Raw genomic sequence first — 16,703 nt, 5'->3', positions numbered from 1 at the left:
CAATCGAGATCGATTGAGGGAGTGATGCAGCAGTTCAAAGTGCTACAGCGTCCTGCGCGTCTGAAAAGGCGCGCGGCGCTGTCATGCGCCGCTCAGAACGACGCGGCGGCGAGTGCCCGGTGGATACTCTGCAGATCGTCGACACCCTTGTTCGACAGGAACAGTTCCCAATCAAGCGAGCTCTGGACGATGGTTTCCAGCGAATCGTATCTGGGCTTCCAATCGAGCACCTGCCTTGCGAGCGACGCGTCTGCGACGACGCTGGCGGAATCGCCGGCGCGCCGCGGCGCCATGTGGATCTTGAAGGAATGGCCGTGCAGGCGGGTGACCATGTTCAGCACGTCGAGCACGGAATAGCCGCTGCCATAACCGCAATTGGCGACGAGCGAGCCCCTGTCCTTGCGCAGATGCTGCAACGCTTTCAGATGAGCATCCGTGAGATCGCTGACATGGATGTAGTCGCGCACGCCGGTGCCGTCATGCGTGGGATAGTCGATGCCGTAGACATGGACGCTGTTGCGCTTGCCGAGCGCTGCCTCGCAGGCGACCTTGATGAGATGCGTGGCGCCTGAGGTCGACTGGCCGGCACGGTGGTGCGGATCGGCGCCGGCGACGTTGAAATAGCGAAGCGCGACATAGTTGAAATCATAGGCGGCGGCGGCATCGCGCAGCATGAATTCGGTCATCAGCTTCGACTGGCCGTAAGGATTTTCCGGATTGAGGGAGGCAGTCTCCTTCACCGGCAGGTCCGACTTTTGCTGACCGTAGACGGCCGCCGTCGAGGAGAAGACGAAATTGCGGATACCGGCCTTGACCGAAGCGCTCAGCAGCGCCCGGGTCTTGCCGGAATTGTTGTCGTAATAGGAAAGCGGATCGGCGACGGAGACCGGGACGACGGCGGAGCCGGCGAAATGGATGATCGCCTCGATGTCGTTTTCGATGAAGATCTTCTTCAATATGTCGGGATCGGCAATGTCGCCGAGATAGAAACGCGCCGCCGGCGCCACGGCCCAGCGAAAGCCCGTCGAGAGGCGGTCGAGCACGACCACATCCTCGTCCGCATCGAGCAGCGCCCAAACCATGTGACTGCCGATATATCCGGCCCCGCCCGTCACCAAAACCGCCATGTCCCGCATCCCTGCTTTCGTTTTTATAAGCAGGGGCATCAGGCGCCGGTTTTTCTTTCCAATTTTCTTATCGAATGGCCGTTCGAGGGCCTTTGAACCGGTATGTTTGGAGTCGTGGTTAGAGGCCGATTTCGGGCATTGCTAGAGTTTTATCGATCCGGCGATTCCGGCACAAAGTCGACTTGGCCGGCCACCAGATGGGGTCTCGTGGCCAATGTTGGTCAGAGCTTGAGGATATAGTCGCAGAGACGCTCGGCGGCGACCGCCACCTGGGCTGGGTCACGCAGGAAACAGGCGCGCAGAAAGAGTTCGCCGCCGGGGCCGAAAGCGGTGCCGGGGGCAAGGCCGACGCCTGTCTTGTCGACGATATCGAGCGCAGCCCTGCGGCTGTCAGTGACGCCGTCGATCTTCAGGAAGGCGTAAAGCGCACCATCCGGCTTCAGCGTCTCGACGCGGTTGGTGGCAACGAGCGCATCGCAGAGAATATCGCGGGAACGGGCCGCCTTGGCGATATTGGCGAGCACGAAATCGTCGCCTTCATTGAGGGCTGCGACCGCGCCCTTCTGCATGAACTGCGCCACGCCCGATGTCGAATACTGGATCAGGTTTTCGAGCACCTGGCCCATCTCTGGGGGTGCGACGATCCAGCCGACGCGCCAGCCGGTCATCGACCAGTTCTTCGAGAAGGAATTGACGAAGATGACCTTGTCATCAGGCTCCATCACGTCGAGGAAAGAGGGCGCACGGCCGCCTGGAAAATAATAGAGGGCATAGATCTCATCCGCCATGATCCAGAGGTCGTGCTTGCGGGCCAGCGCCAGGAGATCACCAAGATCCTTCCTGGTTGCCGTCCAGCCTGTCGGGTTCGACGGCGTGTTGATGAACAGCCCCCTGGTCTTCGGCGTGATCGCGGCTTCGATGCGGTCAAGATCGACCGCCCATTTGCCGCCTTCGAACTGCAGCTGAACGCCGACCGAGCGTGCGCCCGCGATCTCGAGGGCGGCGGCGATATTCGGCCAGGCGGGGGTGAGGTAAATCATTTCGTCGCCCGGCGAGGTCAGAGCCTGCACGCTGATCTGGATCGCCTGCATGCCGGAGCCGGCGACATAGAAATGCTCGACCGGAAGCCGGATTCCGAAATGTCTGCTGTAATAATCCGAAAGCGCCTGGCGAAGCTCCGGAATGCCGCGCTGCCAGGTGTAGAAGGTCTCGCCGGCCGCCAGCGCATCCATCGCCGCCTTGCTGATGAAATCCGGCGTCGGCAGGTCACCTTCCCCCACCCAGAGCGGCAACAGGCCCTCACGGCCACGGGCATAATTGACGACTTCGACGATCCCGCTTTCGGGCGCCGCCACGGCGCGCGGGCTAAGGCTGCTCAAGATCGACATGCATATCTCCGGTTTTCGCCTTCATAGAGGATTTGCGTCGGCAAATCCCATGATATCCAGTGATGGCATATCGATTTTGGTGATGAATGAGCCCGGCCGGAACGGACGGGCTCCAGCCGATCAAGCCGTCGGGCGCTTGGCCAACAGATCGCGGATTTCGGTCAGCAGCTGCACGTCTGCGGGCGGCGGGGGCAACTCTTCCGGTGCGGCCTTTTCCTGGCGCTCGACCTGGGCACGCAGGATGTTCACGCCCTTGACCATCAGGAAGATGATCCAGGCGAGAATGAGGAAATTGATGAGGACGGTGAGGAAACTGCCATAGGCAAACACCGCTCCCTGCGCACGGGCGGCCGCAAGCGACGGCGCGTTGACGGCCGACGACAGCGGCAGGAAATAATTCGAAAAATCGAAGCCGCCGAAAATGGCGCCGACGATCGGCATGATAAGGTCGTCGACCAGCGATTTGACGATGCCGCCGAAGGCGCCGCCGATGATGACGCCGACGGCAAGATCCATGACATTGCCGCGGGCGATAAAGGCCTTGAACTCATTGAGCATCGGATCCGTCTCCCTTCGATGCATTTCAAAGATATGCAACTGTCTTTTACAGCGTCACGCCTCTCTTCAGCCTCGTGAAGGAGGCTGCAACGCTTTGAATTGACGCACAATTTATTCTTAATCAATTTCGACTTGAGGAATTATGCAGTAGCTGCACCTTCATTGCAATTCATCAATCGGCAATCGCAATTATTCGCCGATACCCTTCGCGGCCTATGACTTAAGGCCTAGATGGCCGGGAATTTTCAAAGCGTCTGAAATAACTTAAGCTGACCAATGTTGCGGGAGGTCCCGGCGGGTTTCCGCCGGCGGAGGGTCAATGCTTCCAGGCTGGGTCATATTCGCGTCTGCCTTCGGCTATCTGCTCCTGCTTTTTGCCGTGGCAAGCTATGGCGACCGCAAGAACCGCAGCCCAGGCATGCTCGGCCCGGGCACGCTGGAAGGCGGATGGCCGGTGGTCTATGCGCTGAGCCTTGCGATCTACTGCACCTCCTGGACCTATTTCGGCAGTGTCGGGCTTGCGGCGCAGCGGGGGCTGGAATTTGCCGGTATCTATATCGGCCCGATCCTGGTCTTCACGCTCGGCATGCCGCTGCTTCGCCGCATCATCGAGCTCGCCAAGGCGGAAAAGCTCACCTCCGTGGCCGACTTCGTCGCCGCGCGCTACGGCAAGAACCCGACGGTCGCCACGATCGTCGCGCTGATCTCGCTGATCGGCGCCATTCCCTATATCGCGCTGCAGCTGAAAGCGATTTCGAGCACCGTCAGCGCCATGGTCAATCCGTCCGATTACGGCATCGGCAGCGGCAATCTCTACTTCCTCGACCTGCCGCTCCTCGCGACGCTGGTGCTTGCCTGCTTCGCCATCATGTTCGGCACGCGGCATACGGATGCGACCGAACACCAGGACGGCTTGATCCTCGCCGTCTCGATGGAATCCGTCGTCAAGCTCGTCGCCTTCCTGACGGCCGGCGTCTGCGTCATCTGGTTTCTCTTCGACGGCCCGACCGATCTCTGGCAGAAGACCGTCGACAACGAACTGGTCATGTCGGCGCTCAGCTACCATACGCCGATCAGCCGCTGGATCACCCTGATCCTGTTGTCGGCCTTCGCGATCATCCTGCTGCCGCGGCAATTCCACGTGACGGTTGTCGAAAACCGGACGCCGAAACAGCTGAAACTCGCCGGCTTCCTGTTTCCTACCTATCTCATCGCCATCAATCTCTTCGTGCTGCCGGTGGCGATCGGCGGGCTCTTGACCTTCGGCGGCGCCGGCAATGCCGATTTCTACATGCTGTCGCTGCCGCTTGCCGGTCAGATGCCCGTCATTTCGCTGATCATCTTCATCGGCGGCTTTTCGGCCGCAACGGCGATGGTCATCGTCGATTCCGTGGCGCTGTCGATCATGGTGTCGAACGACATCATCATGCCGATCTTCCTCCGGCGCAAACTCGCCGGCCGCGCCAGCCTGCGCGACAATTTCGCCAAGACACTGCTGAACATCCGCCGCAGCGCCATCTTCGCCGTGCTGTTATTCGGCTATGCCTATTACCGTTCGACCGACAGCACCGCCGGCCTCGCCTCGATCGGCCTGCTTTCCTTTGCCGCGATCGCGCAAATCGCCCCAGCGCTGTTCGGCGGGCTGATCTGGCGGCGGGCGAATGCGCGCGGCGCGATCCTGGGGCTTTCCTCCGGCTTCATCATCTGGGTGTACCTGTTGTTCCTGCCCTCGCTCGGCGGGCCTGATTATTCCTATGTGGCGAGCGCCGTGCTCGGCTTCATCTTTCCCGGGACCACCTTGTTCACCGCAGCCGATGCCGATCCGCTCGTCAATGCGACTGTCATGAGCCTGCTCGTCAACACCGCCTTCTTCATCGTCGGTTCGCTCACCCGCAATGCCAGGCCGCTGGAGCGCATTCAGGCCGGCATCTTCGTCAAGCGGCATTCGCGCTCGCAATTTGCCACGCGCGGCTGGAAGACCCGTATCAGCGTCGGCGACCTCAAAGCGGCGATTTCGCGTTATCTCGGCGAAGAGCGCATGCAGCGCTCGTTCACCACCTATGAACAAAGCTCCGGCCGCAAGCTGGAGGACGAGCAGCCGGCCGATATGGCGCTCATCCATTTCAGCGAACAGCTGCTCGGCAGCGCCATCGGCTCGTCCTCGGCCCGGCTGGTGCTGTCCTTGATCCTGCAGAAGATCGAAGATGCTTCTTCCGATACCGCCTGGTTGCTCGACCAGGCGAGCGAGGCGCTGCAATATAACCAGGACATGCTGCAGACGGCGCTGTCGCAGATGGACCAGGGCATTGCGGTCTTCGACAGTTCCAACCGGCTGACGATCTGGAACCGGCGCTTCCGGCAATTGCTGGATCTGCCGGAAAGCGCCGGGCAGGTCGGCTTTCCCCTGTCCGAGATCGTCACCACGCTCAGCCAGCGCGGCGATATCGCGCCCGGCGATCTCAGCCAGACGGTGCGGCATTTCCTGACGCTCGACAAACCCTTTTCGCTGGTGCTTGACGGCGGCGAGCGGATCATCGAGGTGCGCTCCAACGCCATGCCGGACAAGGGCATCGTCGCCACCTTTACCGACATTACTCAGCGCGTCACTGCCGACCAGGCGCTGAAACAGGCGAACGAGACGCTGGAGCAGCGCGTCGCCGAACGCACGGCCGAGCTGACCCGCGTCAACCGCGAACTCGGCGAGGCACGCGCCGCCGCCGACGAGGCGAATATCGGCAAGACACGCTTCTTTGCGGCCGCCGGCCACGACATCCTGCAGCCACTGAATGCCGCCCGGCTTTATTCCTCGGCGCTGGTCGAGCGCATGGCGCAATCCGACAACAGCCCGATCGTGCGCAACATCGATTCGGCGCTGGAATCGGTCGAGACCATTCTCGGCGCGGTGCTCGATATTTCAAGGCTCGACACCGGCGCCATGCGGCCGCGGCTCGCCGCCGTCGCGCTCTCCGACCTGCTCAAGCGGATCGAGACCGATTTTGCGCCGATCGCGCGGGAAAAACAGCTGAAACTGGTGGTCATGCCGACGTCGCTGCGCGTCCGCTCCGACCCCAACCTCTTGCGCCGGCTGGTGCAGAACCTCGTCTCCAACGCCATCAAATACACGATCACCGGCAAGGTGCTGGTCGGCGCGCGGCGGCGCGGCAACCAGGTGATCATCCAGGTGATCGATTCCGGCATCGGCATTCCGCCATCGAAATTCCGCACGGTGTTCAAGGAATTCGCGCGGCTGGACGAAGGCGCCAAAACCGCCTCTGGCCTGGGGCTCGGCCTATCGATCGTCGACCGCATCGCCCGGGTGCTCAACCATCCGGTCGAACTGCAGTCGACCCATGGCAAGGGCACGGAATTCCGCATCGCCATGCCGCTCGACGTCTCGCGCCCGGCCGCGGCCGCAGCGGCCGTCACGCCCGCCGACCGTCCGGGGCAGCCGCTGAGCGGACTGAAGATCCTCTGCATCGACAACGAGCCGAAAATCCTCGAAGGCATGCGGCTGTTGATCAGCGGCTGGGGCTGCGAGGTGGAGGCGCTGGATTGCCTCGCCGACGTGATATCAAGCGACGGCCAGGGAGGACCGCCTGACATCGTCATCGCCGATTATCATCTCGGCGACGGCACCGGCATAGCCGCCATCCTGCATCTGCGCCGGCAGTTCGGCGCCGATATCCCTGCCCTGATGATCACCGCCGACCGGACGCCGGAGGTGCGCAGCGAGGCCGAGCGATACGGCATCGCCGTTCAGCACAAACCCGTGCGGCCGGCGGCGCTGCGCGCCTATATCACCCAGATATCAGGCCTCAAGCGCGCCGCCGCTGAGTAAGAGACCGCTTACAGCGCCGCGCCCATGACACGGGCGACGAGATCGCGCACGCGTGCTGCATCCGGCACATCGCCGAACAGGATACGGTACATGATCGGCGCCACCACCTGGTCCATGACCCGGTCGACATCCGGAAAGGTCTCGCCGCGAGCCTTCGCCCTCTCGGCGATGAGACCGATCTGCTGGCGGGTAAACTCGGCGCATTTACAGGCATTTGCGCCGGCCTGCGCCGCCAGCACGTCGCGGATCATCTCGCGGCCCGGCCCGGAGGACATTTCCTCGGCATATTGCTCGGCCCAAGCCTGAAGATCGGCTCTGCCGCTGCCGGCATCGACCGGCTGCATATCCGGCCGCAGCCGATCGACGGCGACATCGGCGAGAAGTTCCTGCAGGTCGCCCCAGCGGCGATAGATGGTCGACGGCGTCACCCCCGCCTTGCCGGCGATCAGCGGAATCGTCACATCGGCACGGCTCATCTCGGCCATCAGCTCACGCACCGCCTTGTGCACCGATGCCTGGACCCTCGCGCTTCGGCCGCCCGGACGGAGATTCTCTTTCACTGTCATGCGCGCAACTTTCCCCCTTTTACGCCGATGGTTCAAAATCTTTGACAGACCTATTAATGCAAATAATTTGCTTTTACAAAATGCCGGCTCTACATAGGCTAAAGCAATGGTTTAGCTTTAAGGGGCTTATATATGGTCGCCGTCGCCAAATCCACAGAGAATTCGCCGCGCCCCTCGATCGGTTTTCATGCGCTGACGCTCGCCACCTTCTTCGGCGCCTCCGCGGCGCCGACGCCGCTCTACCGGATCTACCAGGAAAACTTCTCCGTCTCGCCGGTGCTGATCACGGTGATCTTCGCGGTCTACGCCTTCGCGCTGCTGGCGGCATTGCTGACTGCCGGTTCGATCTCGGATCATCTCGGCCGCAAGCCGGTGATCTTTTTCGCCCTGGTGCTCGAAATCATCGCCATGGGCCTCTTCGTCGTCGCCAGCGGCCCCGGCTGGCTGATTGCGGCGCGGATCGTCCAGGGGCTGGCGACCGGGATCGCCGGCGCTTCGCTCGGAGCGGCGCTCGTCGATGTCGACCGGGCCAAGGGCCAGATCGTCAACTCGATTGCGCCGCTTTCCGGCATGGCGGTGGGCGCGGTCGGCACCAGCGCCCTGATCCAATACGGCCCCTTCCCGATGCATCTGGTCTATGCGCTGCTGCTTGTCGCCTTCACGCTGCAGGCGGCCGCCATCTGGCTGACGCGCGAGAGCGGGGCAACGCGACCCGGCGCGCTCGGCTCGCTGATCCCACGGGTCACCGTTCCGCCGCAGGTGAAACGGCCGCTCTCCCTGGTGACGCCGATCAACATCGCCAACTGGACGCTTGCCGGCTTCTATCTCTCCCTGGTGCCGTCGTTGGTCGCCACCACCACCGGCAGCCGGGCGCCGCTGACGGGCGGGGCCGTCGTCACCGCATTGATGGTGAGCGGGGCGATCGCCGTCTATCTCAGGCGCAGCAAGACGGCCTCGGCCAATCTCGGCTTCGGCGTGTCGGCCAAGACGCTTGGCATCCTGACCGTCGTTGCCGGCGTGCATCTCGCCAATGTGCCGCTGCTGCTCATCGGCACGATTTTTACCGGCGCCGGTTTCGGCACCAATTTCCTCGGCTCGATCGGCACGATCATGCCCCTCGCCAAACCGGACGAGCGGGCCGGGCTGCTGTCGGCCTTCTACGTGCAGAGCTACCTCGCCTTCAGCCTGCCGGCGATCCTTGCCGGGTTCCTGGCGAAATCAGCCGGTTACGCACTGACAACCGACATTTATGCGACGGCAATCCTGCTGCTGATGGGCGCCGGACTGTTGAGCATTCGCGCCGACCGGCGCAGGGTGGCGGAGAGCGCCGCCTGAGGACGCAGTTCAGGGCTTGAGATCGAGCAGCGCCCGGCCGCTGCCATCCATGGCGAAGGGCACCGAGGCGTGCTGGTGGGCGACCAGCCAGCGGCCATCCCGCTTGACGAGGCCCAGCGTCTGGCGAAACCAGAGATCGACTTCAGCGCCATCGGTCTTGGTTCCCGTCATGCGCATGAGGCCGCTCCAGAAAGCGACATCTTCGCCGGCCGTCAGCTTGGCATCGCGCACCTCGCCGCCGATCGGGCCTTCCCAGGTATCGAACCAGGCCTGCAGACCCGCCTCGTCCTGGCCGTAATAGGCAAGCGGCGGCGCCAGCGAAAACTCGACGGAATCCTCCACCTCGTAAGAAAGCGCGTCCTTGGCATTCTTTTCGCCCAGCGCCTTGGCGCGCATCATCAGCATGGCGATGATCGCCTCTTCCTCGATCCTGGCACTCGCTTCGTCTTTCACATCAGTTCTCCTTCTCCGTTATGGACAGAGGACGAAGGGGAGGACGACGATCCGACAGAGATGGTTCTCGGTTTGCGCAACTCCGGCAAAACTGCTGCGCAGTCTTGCTGGAATTGCTTCAGAGATAACGCGTCACTTCAGGTTCGTTCCACCAGGCATCGTGCCTGCCGTCGTAATAACGGACCGGCAGTGCTGCCAGTTCCTCAGGGGTGACATCGTCGAGGCAGGCGATGTTGATCGAGACATAGGCGCCGCCGATCGCTTCGACATAACCGTCGCCAAAAGCTGACACACCGCAGGTGCGGCAGAAGCGGTGATGACCGCTCATGGTGTTGAACTGGTAATCGGTCGTTTCCACCGGATCGCACATCAGCCGGAAATCCTCCGGCTTGACGTTGGCGCCCCAATAGCGGCGCTTGGTGCAGATCGAGCAATTGCAGCGGCCGGTGCCTTCCTCAAGGTCGATGTCCACCTCGTAGTGCACTTTGCCGCAATGGCAGCTTCCTCTGTAGGTTTTCTTCATGGCGCTCTCCTCCCTCGGCGTTGCCTTTGCCATTCCAATATGACAATATGTTGTCACTATGGATGAGATACAAAATAGACAACATGTTGTCAAACAAAATCGACCGGAGCGAACGATGGAAGGGGATGCCTTTTCCGCTTTCGCGATCACCGCCCTTCGCCTCGCCGGCCATCTGACGGCGGCCGGCGACCAGCTGGCAAAGCCGGCGGGACAAACCAGCGCACGTTGGCAGGTGCTGGCCGCAGCGCGGCGCGGCGACATGTCGGTGGCGCAGATCGCCCGCGCCCTCGGCCTCGCCCGCCAGGGCGTGCAACGGCTTGCCGATGTGCTGGAGGGCGAAGGGCTGATCGCCTATGCCGACAACCCGCAGCACCAGCGCGCCAAACTGGTGCGACTGACGGCGGAAGGGGCCGCACGGCTCGGCGTCATCGAGATCGCGCAGGCCGGATGGGCGGACGGGCTGGGTGCCGCGTTTACGGCAGCCGAGCTCGATGCGGCGCGGGCGGTGATGGCGCGGGTGATGGAGCTGCTGGAAGGTGGTGAGACGGGTGGAGGTTGAGTGGTTTAGCTGCCTTGCGAGGCTTGTTGTCGCTGGCGGCGAATTCAGTTGGTGGCGCGAAAGATTCTTTGAGGTCGTGCTGTGGCCGCAGAGGGGGTGTCGCGGATGTATTTCTTGGGAAAGGGTACAGCATCCCCCAGCCACAAACAAAAAAAGGCCGGGCTAACCCGACCTTCCCTGCTATCTCAACGAACCGTGCCAGTACATCCGTGGTCACGATCCGGAGATGATATTCAAAGCCTTAAAGGCTCAGGCCGCCTGGAGGCGGTCTGCCGACATCTTGCCGGACTTGTTGTCGCGGACGAGCTCGTAAGACAGCTTCTGGCCATCCTTGAGATCACGCATGCCAGCGCGTTCAACGGCGGAGATGTGGACGAAAACGTCGGCTGCGCCGTCATCCGGCTGAATGAAGCCGAAGCCCTTGGTTGCGTTGAACCACTTTACGGTACCAGTGCTCATGACGATATCCTTTTCGAATCGTTCATAGAAGAATGCAGCCCGGACAGATGCCCAAGCGGCGATGAAAACCGATTTTGGAGGAAGTTCGCCAGGAACGACGCTAGCGCCGTTTCAAAGTTCATCTAGCAAGATCGATGCGTGAACGTTTAATCGGGAATTGTGTCCGTGGCAAGGCCGCAACAAGGAAAAGTCGAGTTCAGCGGGTCAAGCGTTCTCTAACGTTGTGCCGCGGCAGGCCAGAGCGGGCGCCGCGGCACAAGGGGAAAGGACGGCTTACGCCGCTTGCCCGACCTTCGCATAGGGATCGAATCGCCCGTAGAAGGTCTCGCCCTTGGCGGCCATGTCCTTCAACAGCGGCGTCGGTTGGAAGTGATTTCCGTAAGCACCAGCTAACTTTTCGGCCAGCTCCACGAAGGTCTTGGCACCCATGCCGTCGATATAGCTCAGCGCCCCGCCGGTATAGGGCGCGAAGCCGAAGCCGAGGATCGAACCGACATCCGCCTCGCGCGGATCGGTGACGATGCCTTCCTCGACGGTGCGGGCGGCTTCCAGCGCGATGGTGACGAGGAAGCGCTGCTTCAGGACGTTGACATCAACTTCATCCGCCGGCTTCTGCGGGTAGAGCGTCTTGAGATCAGGCCAGAGCGACTTCTTCGCCGGCTTCGGCGGATAGTCGTAAAAGCCCTTGGAATTCTTGCGGCCGAAACGGCCCTCCTTCTCCACCATGCGGGAGATGAGGTCCATATGCCTGGGGTCGATGGCCCTTTCACCGAGATCGGCGACCGTCGCCTTGAGGATCTTCAGCGAAAGGTCGATGGCGACCTCGTCGTTCAGCGCCAAGGGACCGACCGGCATGCCGGCCATCTTGGCGGCGTTTTCGATCATCACAGGCGGCACGCCCTCGATCAGCATGTCGTAGCTTTCCGACATGTAGCGCAGCACGCAGCGATTGACGAAGAAGCCGCGGGTGTCGTTGACGACGATCGGCGTCTTCTTGATGGCGGCGACATAATCCAAAGCAACGGTCAGCGCCTTGTCGCCGGTTTCGCTTCCGAGGATGACCTCCGTCAGCATCATCTTTTCGACAGGCGAGAAGAAGTGGATGCCGATGAAATCGGTAGGCCGTTTCGAATTCTTCGCAAGACCCGAGATCGGCAGGGTCGAGGTATTGGAGGCGAAAATCGCGCCCTCCGGCAGCACGGCTTCCACGGCCTCGATGACGGCTTTTTTCACTTCGCGATCCTCGAACACCGCCTCGATGACGAGATCTGCATTGGCGAGGTCGGCATAATCGGCCGACGGCGTGATGCGGGAGAGCAGTGCGGCTGCCTCGTCTTGCGTAAGACGTCCCTTACCGACAGAATCCTTGACCAATCCTTCGGAGACGGTCTTGCCCTTGGTCGCCGCTTCGATGTCGCGGTCGATCAGCGTCACGGGAATGCCGGCGGCGGCAGTGACGTAAGCGATCGAGGCGCCCATGAAGCCGGCGCCGACGACGCCGACATGTTTCAGCTCGGTCTTCGGGATGCCTGCCGGGCGGCGGGCGCCCTTGCCGAGCTCCTGCATGGAGATAAACAGCGAACGGATCATCGAGAAGGCTTCGCGGGTCTGCAGCACCTCGGTGAAATAACGCTGCTCGATCTTCAGGCCGGTGTCGAACGGCACCTGCAGGCCTTCATAGACGCATTTCAGGATGGCAAGCGCTGCCGGATAATTGCCCGATGTTTCCCGGCGCAGGATCGCCGGCGCCGCCGGCCAGAGCTGGGCGGACGCTGGCGTCCAGATGCCGCCGCCGGGCGCCTTGAAGCCCTTCTCGTCCCAGGGGGCGACCGGCTTCAGGCCATCCTTGATCATCTGCTTGGCGGCGGGGATAAGCTGATCCGGCTCGACCACCTGATGCACGAGGTTCATCGCCTTGGCGCGGGAGCCGGTCAGCGACTGGCCCGTCGTCATCATCTGCAGCGCATCCTGGGCGTTCGCCAGCCGCGGCACACGCTGGGTGCCGCCGGCGCCGGGGAAGATGCCGACCTTCACTTCGGGCAGCGCGATCTTGACGCTCTTGGCATTGGAGGCAACGCGGCCGTGGCAGGCGAGCGACAATTCAAAGGCGCCGCCCATGCAGGTGCCGTTGATGGCGGACACCCAGGGCTTGCCCGATGTTTCGAGCTTGCGGAACAGGCCGCTCATGCGGCCGACCAGGCCGAAGAGGTTCTGCACCGCCGTCTCCGGGCTCTTTGCCTTCTCCTCCTGATAGGAACTGAACATCGACTTGATCATCGAGAGGTCAGCACCGCCGGAGAAGGAGGACTTGCCCGAGGTAAAGACGACACCCTTGACGGCGGCATCGGCGGTCGTGGCGTCGATGATGGCGTCGAGTTCGGCCATCGCCTCGGCGGTGAAGACGTTCATCGATTTGCCGGGCATGTCCCAGGTGACGAGAGCGATGCCGTCGGCGTCGGTTTCGAGCGTGAAATTGGTGTAGGTGCTCATCTTGGGAATTCCTCTCCCTGAATTCTTTTGCCGTGGAGCCCTCTCCCCTTGTGGAGAGGGCTATCCCATCAAACGCGTTCGATGACAGTTGCCGTGCCCATGCCGGCGCCGATGCAGAGCGTCACCAGCGCGGTGTTGAGGTCGCGGCGCTCGAGTTCGTCCAGCACGGTGCCGAGGATCATTGCGCCGGTGGCGCCGAGCGGATGGCCCATGGCGATGGCTCCGCCATTGACGTTGATCTTGTCGTGATCGATCTCGAAGGCCTGCATGTAGCGCAGCACCACGGCGGCGAAGGCCTCGTTCAGTTCGAAGAGGTCGATGTCGGCAAGGCTCATGCCTGTCCGCTTCAGCAGCTTCTCGGTGACGTCGACGGGTCCGGTCAGCATCAGGGCCGGATCGGAGCCGATATTGGCGAAAGCCTTGATGCGGGCGCGCGGCTTGATCCCCATGCTCTGGCCGCCGGCCTTGGAGCCGAGCAGCACGACGCCGGCGCCATCGACGATGCCGGAGGAATTGCCGGCATGATGGACATAATTGATGCGCTCGATCTCCGGATGGGCCTGGATGCCGACGGCCTCGAAGCCGCCCATCTCGCCGGGCATCTGGAAGGATGGATTGAGCGAGGCGAGCGCCTGCATGTCGGTGCCGGGGCGCATGTGCTCGTCCTTATCAAGGATCGTCAGTCCGTTCTGGTCCTTGACCGGAACGACCGACTTGTCGAACCAGCCCTTTTCCCAGGCATGGGCGGCGCGCTTCTGGCTCTCGACCGCATAGGCGTCGACATCGGTCCTGTTGAAACCGTATTTGGTGGCGATGAGATCGGCCGAGACGCCCTGCGGCATGAAATAGGCCGGGAAATTCACCGAAGGGTCCATGAACCAGGCGCCGCCGGACATGCCGAGGCCGACGCGCGACATGCTTTCGACGCCGCCGGCGATGACGATGTCGTCGGCCCCTTGGGCGATCTTGCCGGCACCGAAATTGACGGCATCGAGGCCGGAAGCGCAGAAGCGGGAGATCTGCATGCCGGGCGCCTTGGTGGAATAACCGGCTTCGAAGGCGGCGGCCTTGGGGATGACGGCGCCGGCATCCATGACCGGATCGACGCAGCCCATGATGATGTCGTCGACCGTCGATGTATCAAGCCCGTTGCGGTCGCGGATTGCTTCCAGCGTCTTTGCCGCGAGGCGGACGGATGGCACCTCATGCAGGGCGCCGTCCTTCTTGCCGCGGCCGCGCGGCGTACGCACGTGGTCGTAAATGAAAACCTCGGTCATATCTCATCTCCCTGACGGCGCGGCGGCGCCGGTGAATTCGTGTCTTTTCTCTTCTCCCCGGCGGAAGAAGGTAGCCTCGAAGAGGTCGGATGTGAGGGCCGGAGCGACAAACTCGAGCTTGCTTGCGCGCGGCTGCTCGCTCCTTTGTCGCTCACCCCCTCATCTGCCCTACCGGGCATCTTCTCCCCGCTGGGGAGAAGAGGGAATTCGTCTTAAAACGCTTCGGCGGCCAGTTCCATCATCGTGTCGGCGCCGGCTTCGATGCGGGCCTTGCGAAGGGCGGTTTCCGGCATCAGGCGTTCCATGAAGAAACGGGCGGTGACCAGCTTGTTCTTCAGGAAATCCTCGCGGGCGGCATCGCCCGATGCAAGGCCATCCTCGGCGGCTTTCGCCATCTTCGCCCACATATAGCCGAGAACGACCAGGCCGAAGAGGTGCATGTAGTCGGTCGAGCCGGCGCCGGCATTGTCGGGCTTGGCCATGGCGTTCTGCATGAACCACATGGTCGCGCCCTGGACGTCGTTCAAGCCCTTCTTCAGATGCTTGGTGAAGAAGGAGAGCTTTTCGTTGCTGCGGTTTTCCTCGCAGAAATCGCCGATCTCCTTGAAGAGGGCCATGGCGGCGCGGCCGCCGTTCAAGGCGAGCTTGCGGCCGACGAGATCGAGCGCCTGGATGCCGTTGGCGCCTTCATAGATCATGGCGATACGGGCATCGCGCACATACTGGCTCATGCCGTGTTCTTCGATATAGCCGTGGCCGCCGAAGACCTGCTGGGCCATGACGGCATGATCGAAGCCCTTGTCGGTCATCACGCCCTTGAGGATCGGGGTGACGAGGCCGAGAATATCGTCGGCCGTCTGGCGCTCCTTCTCATCGGTGGCGCGGTGGGCGATATCGGACTTCAGCGCCGTCCAGAGCAGGAAGGCGCGGCCGGCCTCGTTGAAGGCGCGGATGGTCATCAGCGTCCGGCGAATATCCGGATGGACGATGATCGGGTCGGCCTTCTTATCCGGCGCCTTGGGGCCGGACAGCGAGCGGCCCTGGATGCGGTCGCGGGCGTAGCTGGCGGCATTCTGATAGGCGATCTCGGAAATGGCTATGCCCTGCAGGCCGACCATCAGGCGGGCCTCGTTCATCATCACGAACATGGCGTTGAGGCCGCGGTTTTCGGCGCCGATCAGGAAGCCGGTCGCCTCGTCGTAATTCATCACGCAGGTGGCGTTGGCGTGAATGCCCATCTTGTGCTCGATCGCGCCGCAGGAGACGGCGTTGCGGGCGCCCGGCGCGCCGTCCTTGCCGACGAGGAATTTCGGAACGATGAAGAGCGAGATGCCCTTGGTACCCTCCGGCGCACCCTCGATGCGGGCCAGCACCAGATGGACGATATTGTCGGTCAGGTCGTGCTCGCCGGCAGAGATGAAGATTTTCTGGCCGGATATTTTGTAGCTGCCGTCAGCCTGCGGCACCGCCTTGGTGCGCAGCATGCCGAGATCGGTGCCGCAATGCGGCTCGGTGAGGTTCATGGTGCCGGACCAGGAGCCGTCCACCATCTTCGGCAGATAGGTGGCCTTCTGCTCGTCGCTGCCGTGGACGAGGATCGCGGCGATCGCGCCCTGCGTCAGGCCGGGATACATCATCAACGACATGTTGGCGGCGGAGGTATATTCGCCGACGGCGGTATGCAGCGTATAGGGAAGTCCCTGCCCGCCGAATTCCTCCGGCACCGCAAGGCCGATCCAGCCGCCCTCGCGATAGGCTTTATAGGCCTCCTTGAAACCCTTCGGCGTCGAGACGCTGGCATCGTCGTGGCGCGTGCAGCCTTCCTGATCGCCGGAATAATTCAGCGGGAAGAGCGCTTCCTCGGCAACCCTTCCGGCCTCGCCGAGGATCGCCTCGATCATATCGGGGGTCGCGTCGGCAAAACCCGGCAGATTGTTGTAGCGTTCGAGGCCCAGCACGTCGTTCAGGACGAAGAGCGTATCGTTCACCGGGGCCTTGTAGACTGGCATCTCTCGAATTCCTCCCATTCGGCTGACCGGATCGCCCCGGCCTCGGGCACTGTCTTACAAAATATTGACGTTTGCGTAAACGTCAAATTTTGCACCTTGGCCGTCTTTTCGTGAAAAAATT

At 62.3% G+C, this 16,703-nt stretch carries 13 protein-coding genes; 3 read left to right on the top strand and 10 right to left on the bottom strand.

The window, feature by feature from the left end; translation table 11 throughout:
• Window positions 1-92 precede the first annotated feature (92 nt).
• From galE to mscL, 3 genes are all read right to left on the bottom strand, one after another.
• Window positions 93-1,127 (bottom strand): UDP-glucose 4-epimerase GalE, encoded by a 1,035-nt coding sequence (gene galE, locus FHX10_RS20820; RefSeq protein ID WP_184390124.1) that lies wholly within the window; start codon window positions 1,125-1,127, stop codon window positions 93-95.
• A 221-nt stretch (window positions 1,128-1,348) separates the two neighbouring features.
• Window positions 1,349-2,515, bottom strand: a complete 1,167-nt coding sequence (locus FHX10_RS20815; protein ID WP_028756818.1) for a pyridoxal phosphate-dependent aminotransferase — start codon at window positions 2,513-2,515, stop codon at window positions 1,349-1,351.
• A gap of 120 nt (window positions 2,516-2,635) precedes the next feature.
• Entirely contained in the window at window positions 2,636-3,073 is a 438-nt protein-coding gene (gene mscL / locus FHX10_RS20810) for a large conductance mechanosensitive channel protein MscL (RefSeq protein ID WP_028756817.1), read from the bottom strand.
• 319 nt (window positions 3,074-3,392) lie between these two features.
• On the opposite strand from mscL, the gene FHX10_RS20805 reads away from it, so the two are divergent.
• Window positions 3,393-6,911 (top strand): hybrid sensor histidine kinase/response regulator, encoded by a 3,519-nt coding sequence (locus tag FHX10_RS20805; protein ID WP_028756816.1) that lies wholly within the window; start codon window positions 3,393-3,395, stop codon window positions 6,909-6,911.
• 8 nt (window positions 6,912-6,919) lie between these two features.
• Here the strand turns inward: FHX10_RS20805 and FHX10_RS20800 are convergent, their stop codons facing one another.
• The gene (locus FHX10_RS20800; protein WP_063473919.1) at window positions 6,920-7,477 is read right to left on the bottom strand and encodes a TetR/AcrR family transcriptional regulator; all 558 of its coding nucleotides are present in this window, start codon (window positions 7,475-7,477) and stop codon (window positions 6,920-6,922) included.
• Window positions 7,478-7,609: 132 nt separating this feature from the next.
• Between FHX10_RS20800 and FHX10_RS20795 the strand changes: the two genes are divergently transcribed.
• Window positions 7,610-8,812: an MFS transporter gene (locus FHX10_RS20795; RefSeq protein ID WP_028756814.1), complete on the top strand. Its 1,203-nt coding sequence runs from the start codon at window positions 7,610-7,612 to the stop codon at window positions 8,810-8,812.
• A 9-nt stretch (window positions 8,813-8,821) separates the two neighbouring features.
• Here FHX10_RS20795 and FHX10_RS20790 read toward each other — a convergent pair whose 3' ends face one another.
• Window positions 8,822-9,265: a nuclear transport factor 2 family protein gene (locus FHX10_RS20790; RefSeq protein WP_028756813.1), complete on the bottom strand. Its 444-nt coding sequence runs from the start codon at window positions 9,263-9,265 to the stop codon at window positions 8,822-8,824.
• A 118-nt stretch (window positions 9,266-9,383) separates the two neighbouring features.
• Complete coding sequence (locus FHX10_RS20785; RefSeq protein WP_028756812.1) at window positions 9,384-9,788, bottom strand: GFA family protein; 405 nt, start codon at window positions 9,786-9,788, stop codon at window positions 9,384-9,386.
• A 58-nt stretch (window positions 9,789-9,846) separates the two neighbouring features.
• Here FHX10_RS20785 and FHX10_RS20780 point away from each other — a divergent pair, with 58 nt between their 5' ends.
• Complete coding sequence (locus FHX10_RS20780; protein ID WP_028756811.1) at window positions 9,847-10,347, top strand: MarR family winged helix-turn-helix transcriptional regulator; 501 nt, start codon at window positions 9,847-9,849, stop codon at window positions 10,345-10,347.
• 249 nt (window positions 10,348-10,596) lie between these two features.
• Here FHX10_RS20780 and FHX10_RS20775 read toward each other — a convergent pair whose 3' ends face one another.
• The 4 genes from FHX10_RS20775 to FHX10_RS20760 form a co-directional block, all read right to left on the bottom strand.
• Complete coding sequence (locus FHX10_RS20775) at window positions 10,597-10,806, bottom strand: cold-shock protein (RefSeq protein ID WP_003545273.1); 210 nt, start codon at window positions 10,804-10,806, stop codon at window positions 10,597-10,599.
• Window positions 10,807-11,079: 273 nt separating this feature from the next.
• A complete protein-coding gene (locus tag FHX10_RS20770) occupies window positions 11,080-13,296 on the bottom strand; it encodes a 3-hydroxyacyl-CoA dehydrogenase NAD-binding domain-containing protein (RefSeq protein WP_028756810.1) in 2,217 nt (738 codons plus the stop codon).
• Between the two features lie 68 nt (window positions 13,297-13,364).
• Window positions 13,365-14,573, bottom strand: coding sequence for an acetyl-CoA C-acetyltransferase (locus tag FHX10_RS20765; protein WP_028756809.1), 1,209 nt, complete (start codon window positions 14,571-14,573; stop codon window positions 13,365-13,367).
• Between the two features lie 212 nt (window positions 14,574-14,785).
• Window positions 14,786-16,582 carry an acyl-CoA dehydrogenase C-terminal domain-containing protein gene (locus FHX10_RS20760; RefSeq protein WP_028756808.1) on the bottom strand — a complete coding sequence of 599 codons (1,797 nt, stop codon included), beginning with the start codon at window positions 16,580-16,582 and terminating at the stop codon, window positions 14,786-14,788.
• Between the last annotated feature and the right edge of the window lie 121 nt (window positions 16,583-16,703).

It is taken from the genome of Rhizobium sp. BK591, from assembly GCF_014195045.1.
In the GTDB taxonomy this organism is placed as follows: domain Bacteria; phylum Pseudomonadota; class Alphaproteobacteria; order Rhizobiales; family Rhizobiaceae; genus Rhizobium; species Rhizobium anhuiense.
The sequence above is the reverse complement of the archived record's forward strand: the minus strand, read 5'-3'. Positions and strand labels throughout refer to the sequence as shown.

Excerpts from the sequence above, each read along its gene's own strand:
- FHX10_RS20805 (WP_028756816.1), top strand. The coding sequence starts at position 3,393 with ATGCTTCCAGGCTGGGTCATATTCGCGTCTGCCTTCGGCTATCTGCTC.
- FHX10_RS20770 (WP_028756810.1), bottom strand. The coding sequence starts at position 13,296 with ATGAGCACCTACACCAATTTCACGCTCGAAACCGACGCCGACGGCATC.
- mscL (WP_028756817.1), bottom strand. The coding sequence starts at position 3,073 with ATGCTCAATGAGTTCAAGGCCTTTATCGCCCGCGGCAATGTCATGGAT.
- FHX10_RS20780 (WP_028756811.1), top strand. The coding sequence starts at position 9,847 with ATGGATGAGATACAAAATAGACAACATGTTGTCAAACAAAATCGACCG.
- FHX10_RS20775 (WP_003545273.1), bottom strand. The coding sequence starts at position 10,806 with ATGAGCACTGGTACCGTAAAGTGGTTCAACGCAACCAAGGGCTTCGGC.
- FHX10_RS20815 (WP_028756818.1), bottom strand. The coding sequence starts at position 2,515 with ATGTCGATCTTGAGCAGCCTTAGCCCGCGCGCCGTGGCGGCGCCCGAA.
- FHX10_RS20795 (WP_028756814.1), top strand. The coding sequence starts at position 7,610 with ATGGTCGCCGTCGCCAAATCCACAGAGAATTCGCCGCGCCCCTCGATC.
- FHX10_RS20800 (WP_063473919.1), bottom strand. The coding sequence starts at position 7,477 with ATGACAGTGAAAGAGAATCTCCGTCCGGGCGGCCGAAGCGCGAGGGTC.
- FHX10_RS20785 (WP_028756812.1), bottom strand. The coding sequence starts at position 9,788 with ATGAAGAAAACCTACAGAGGAAGCTGCCATTGCGGCAAAGTGCACTAC.
- FHX10_RS20765 (WP_028756809.1), bottom strand. The coding sequence starts at position 14,573 with ATGACCGAGGTTTTCATTTACGACCACGTGCGTACGCCGCGCGGCCGC.
- galE (WP_184390124.1), bottom strand. The coding sequence starts at position 1,127 with ATGGCGGTTTTGGTGACGGGCGGGGCCGGATATATCGGCAGTCACATG.
- FHX10_RS20760 (WP_028756808.1), bottom strand. The coding sequence starts at position 16,582 with ATGCCAGTCTACAAGGCCCCGGTGAACGATACGCTCTTCGTCCTGAAC.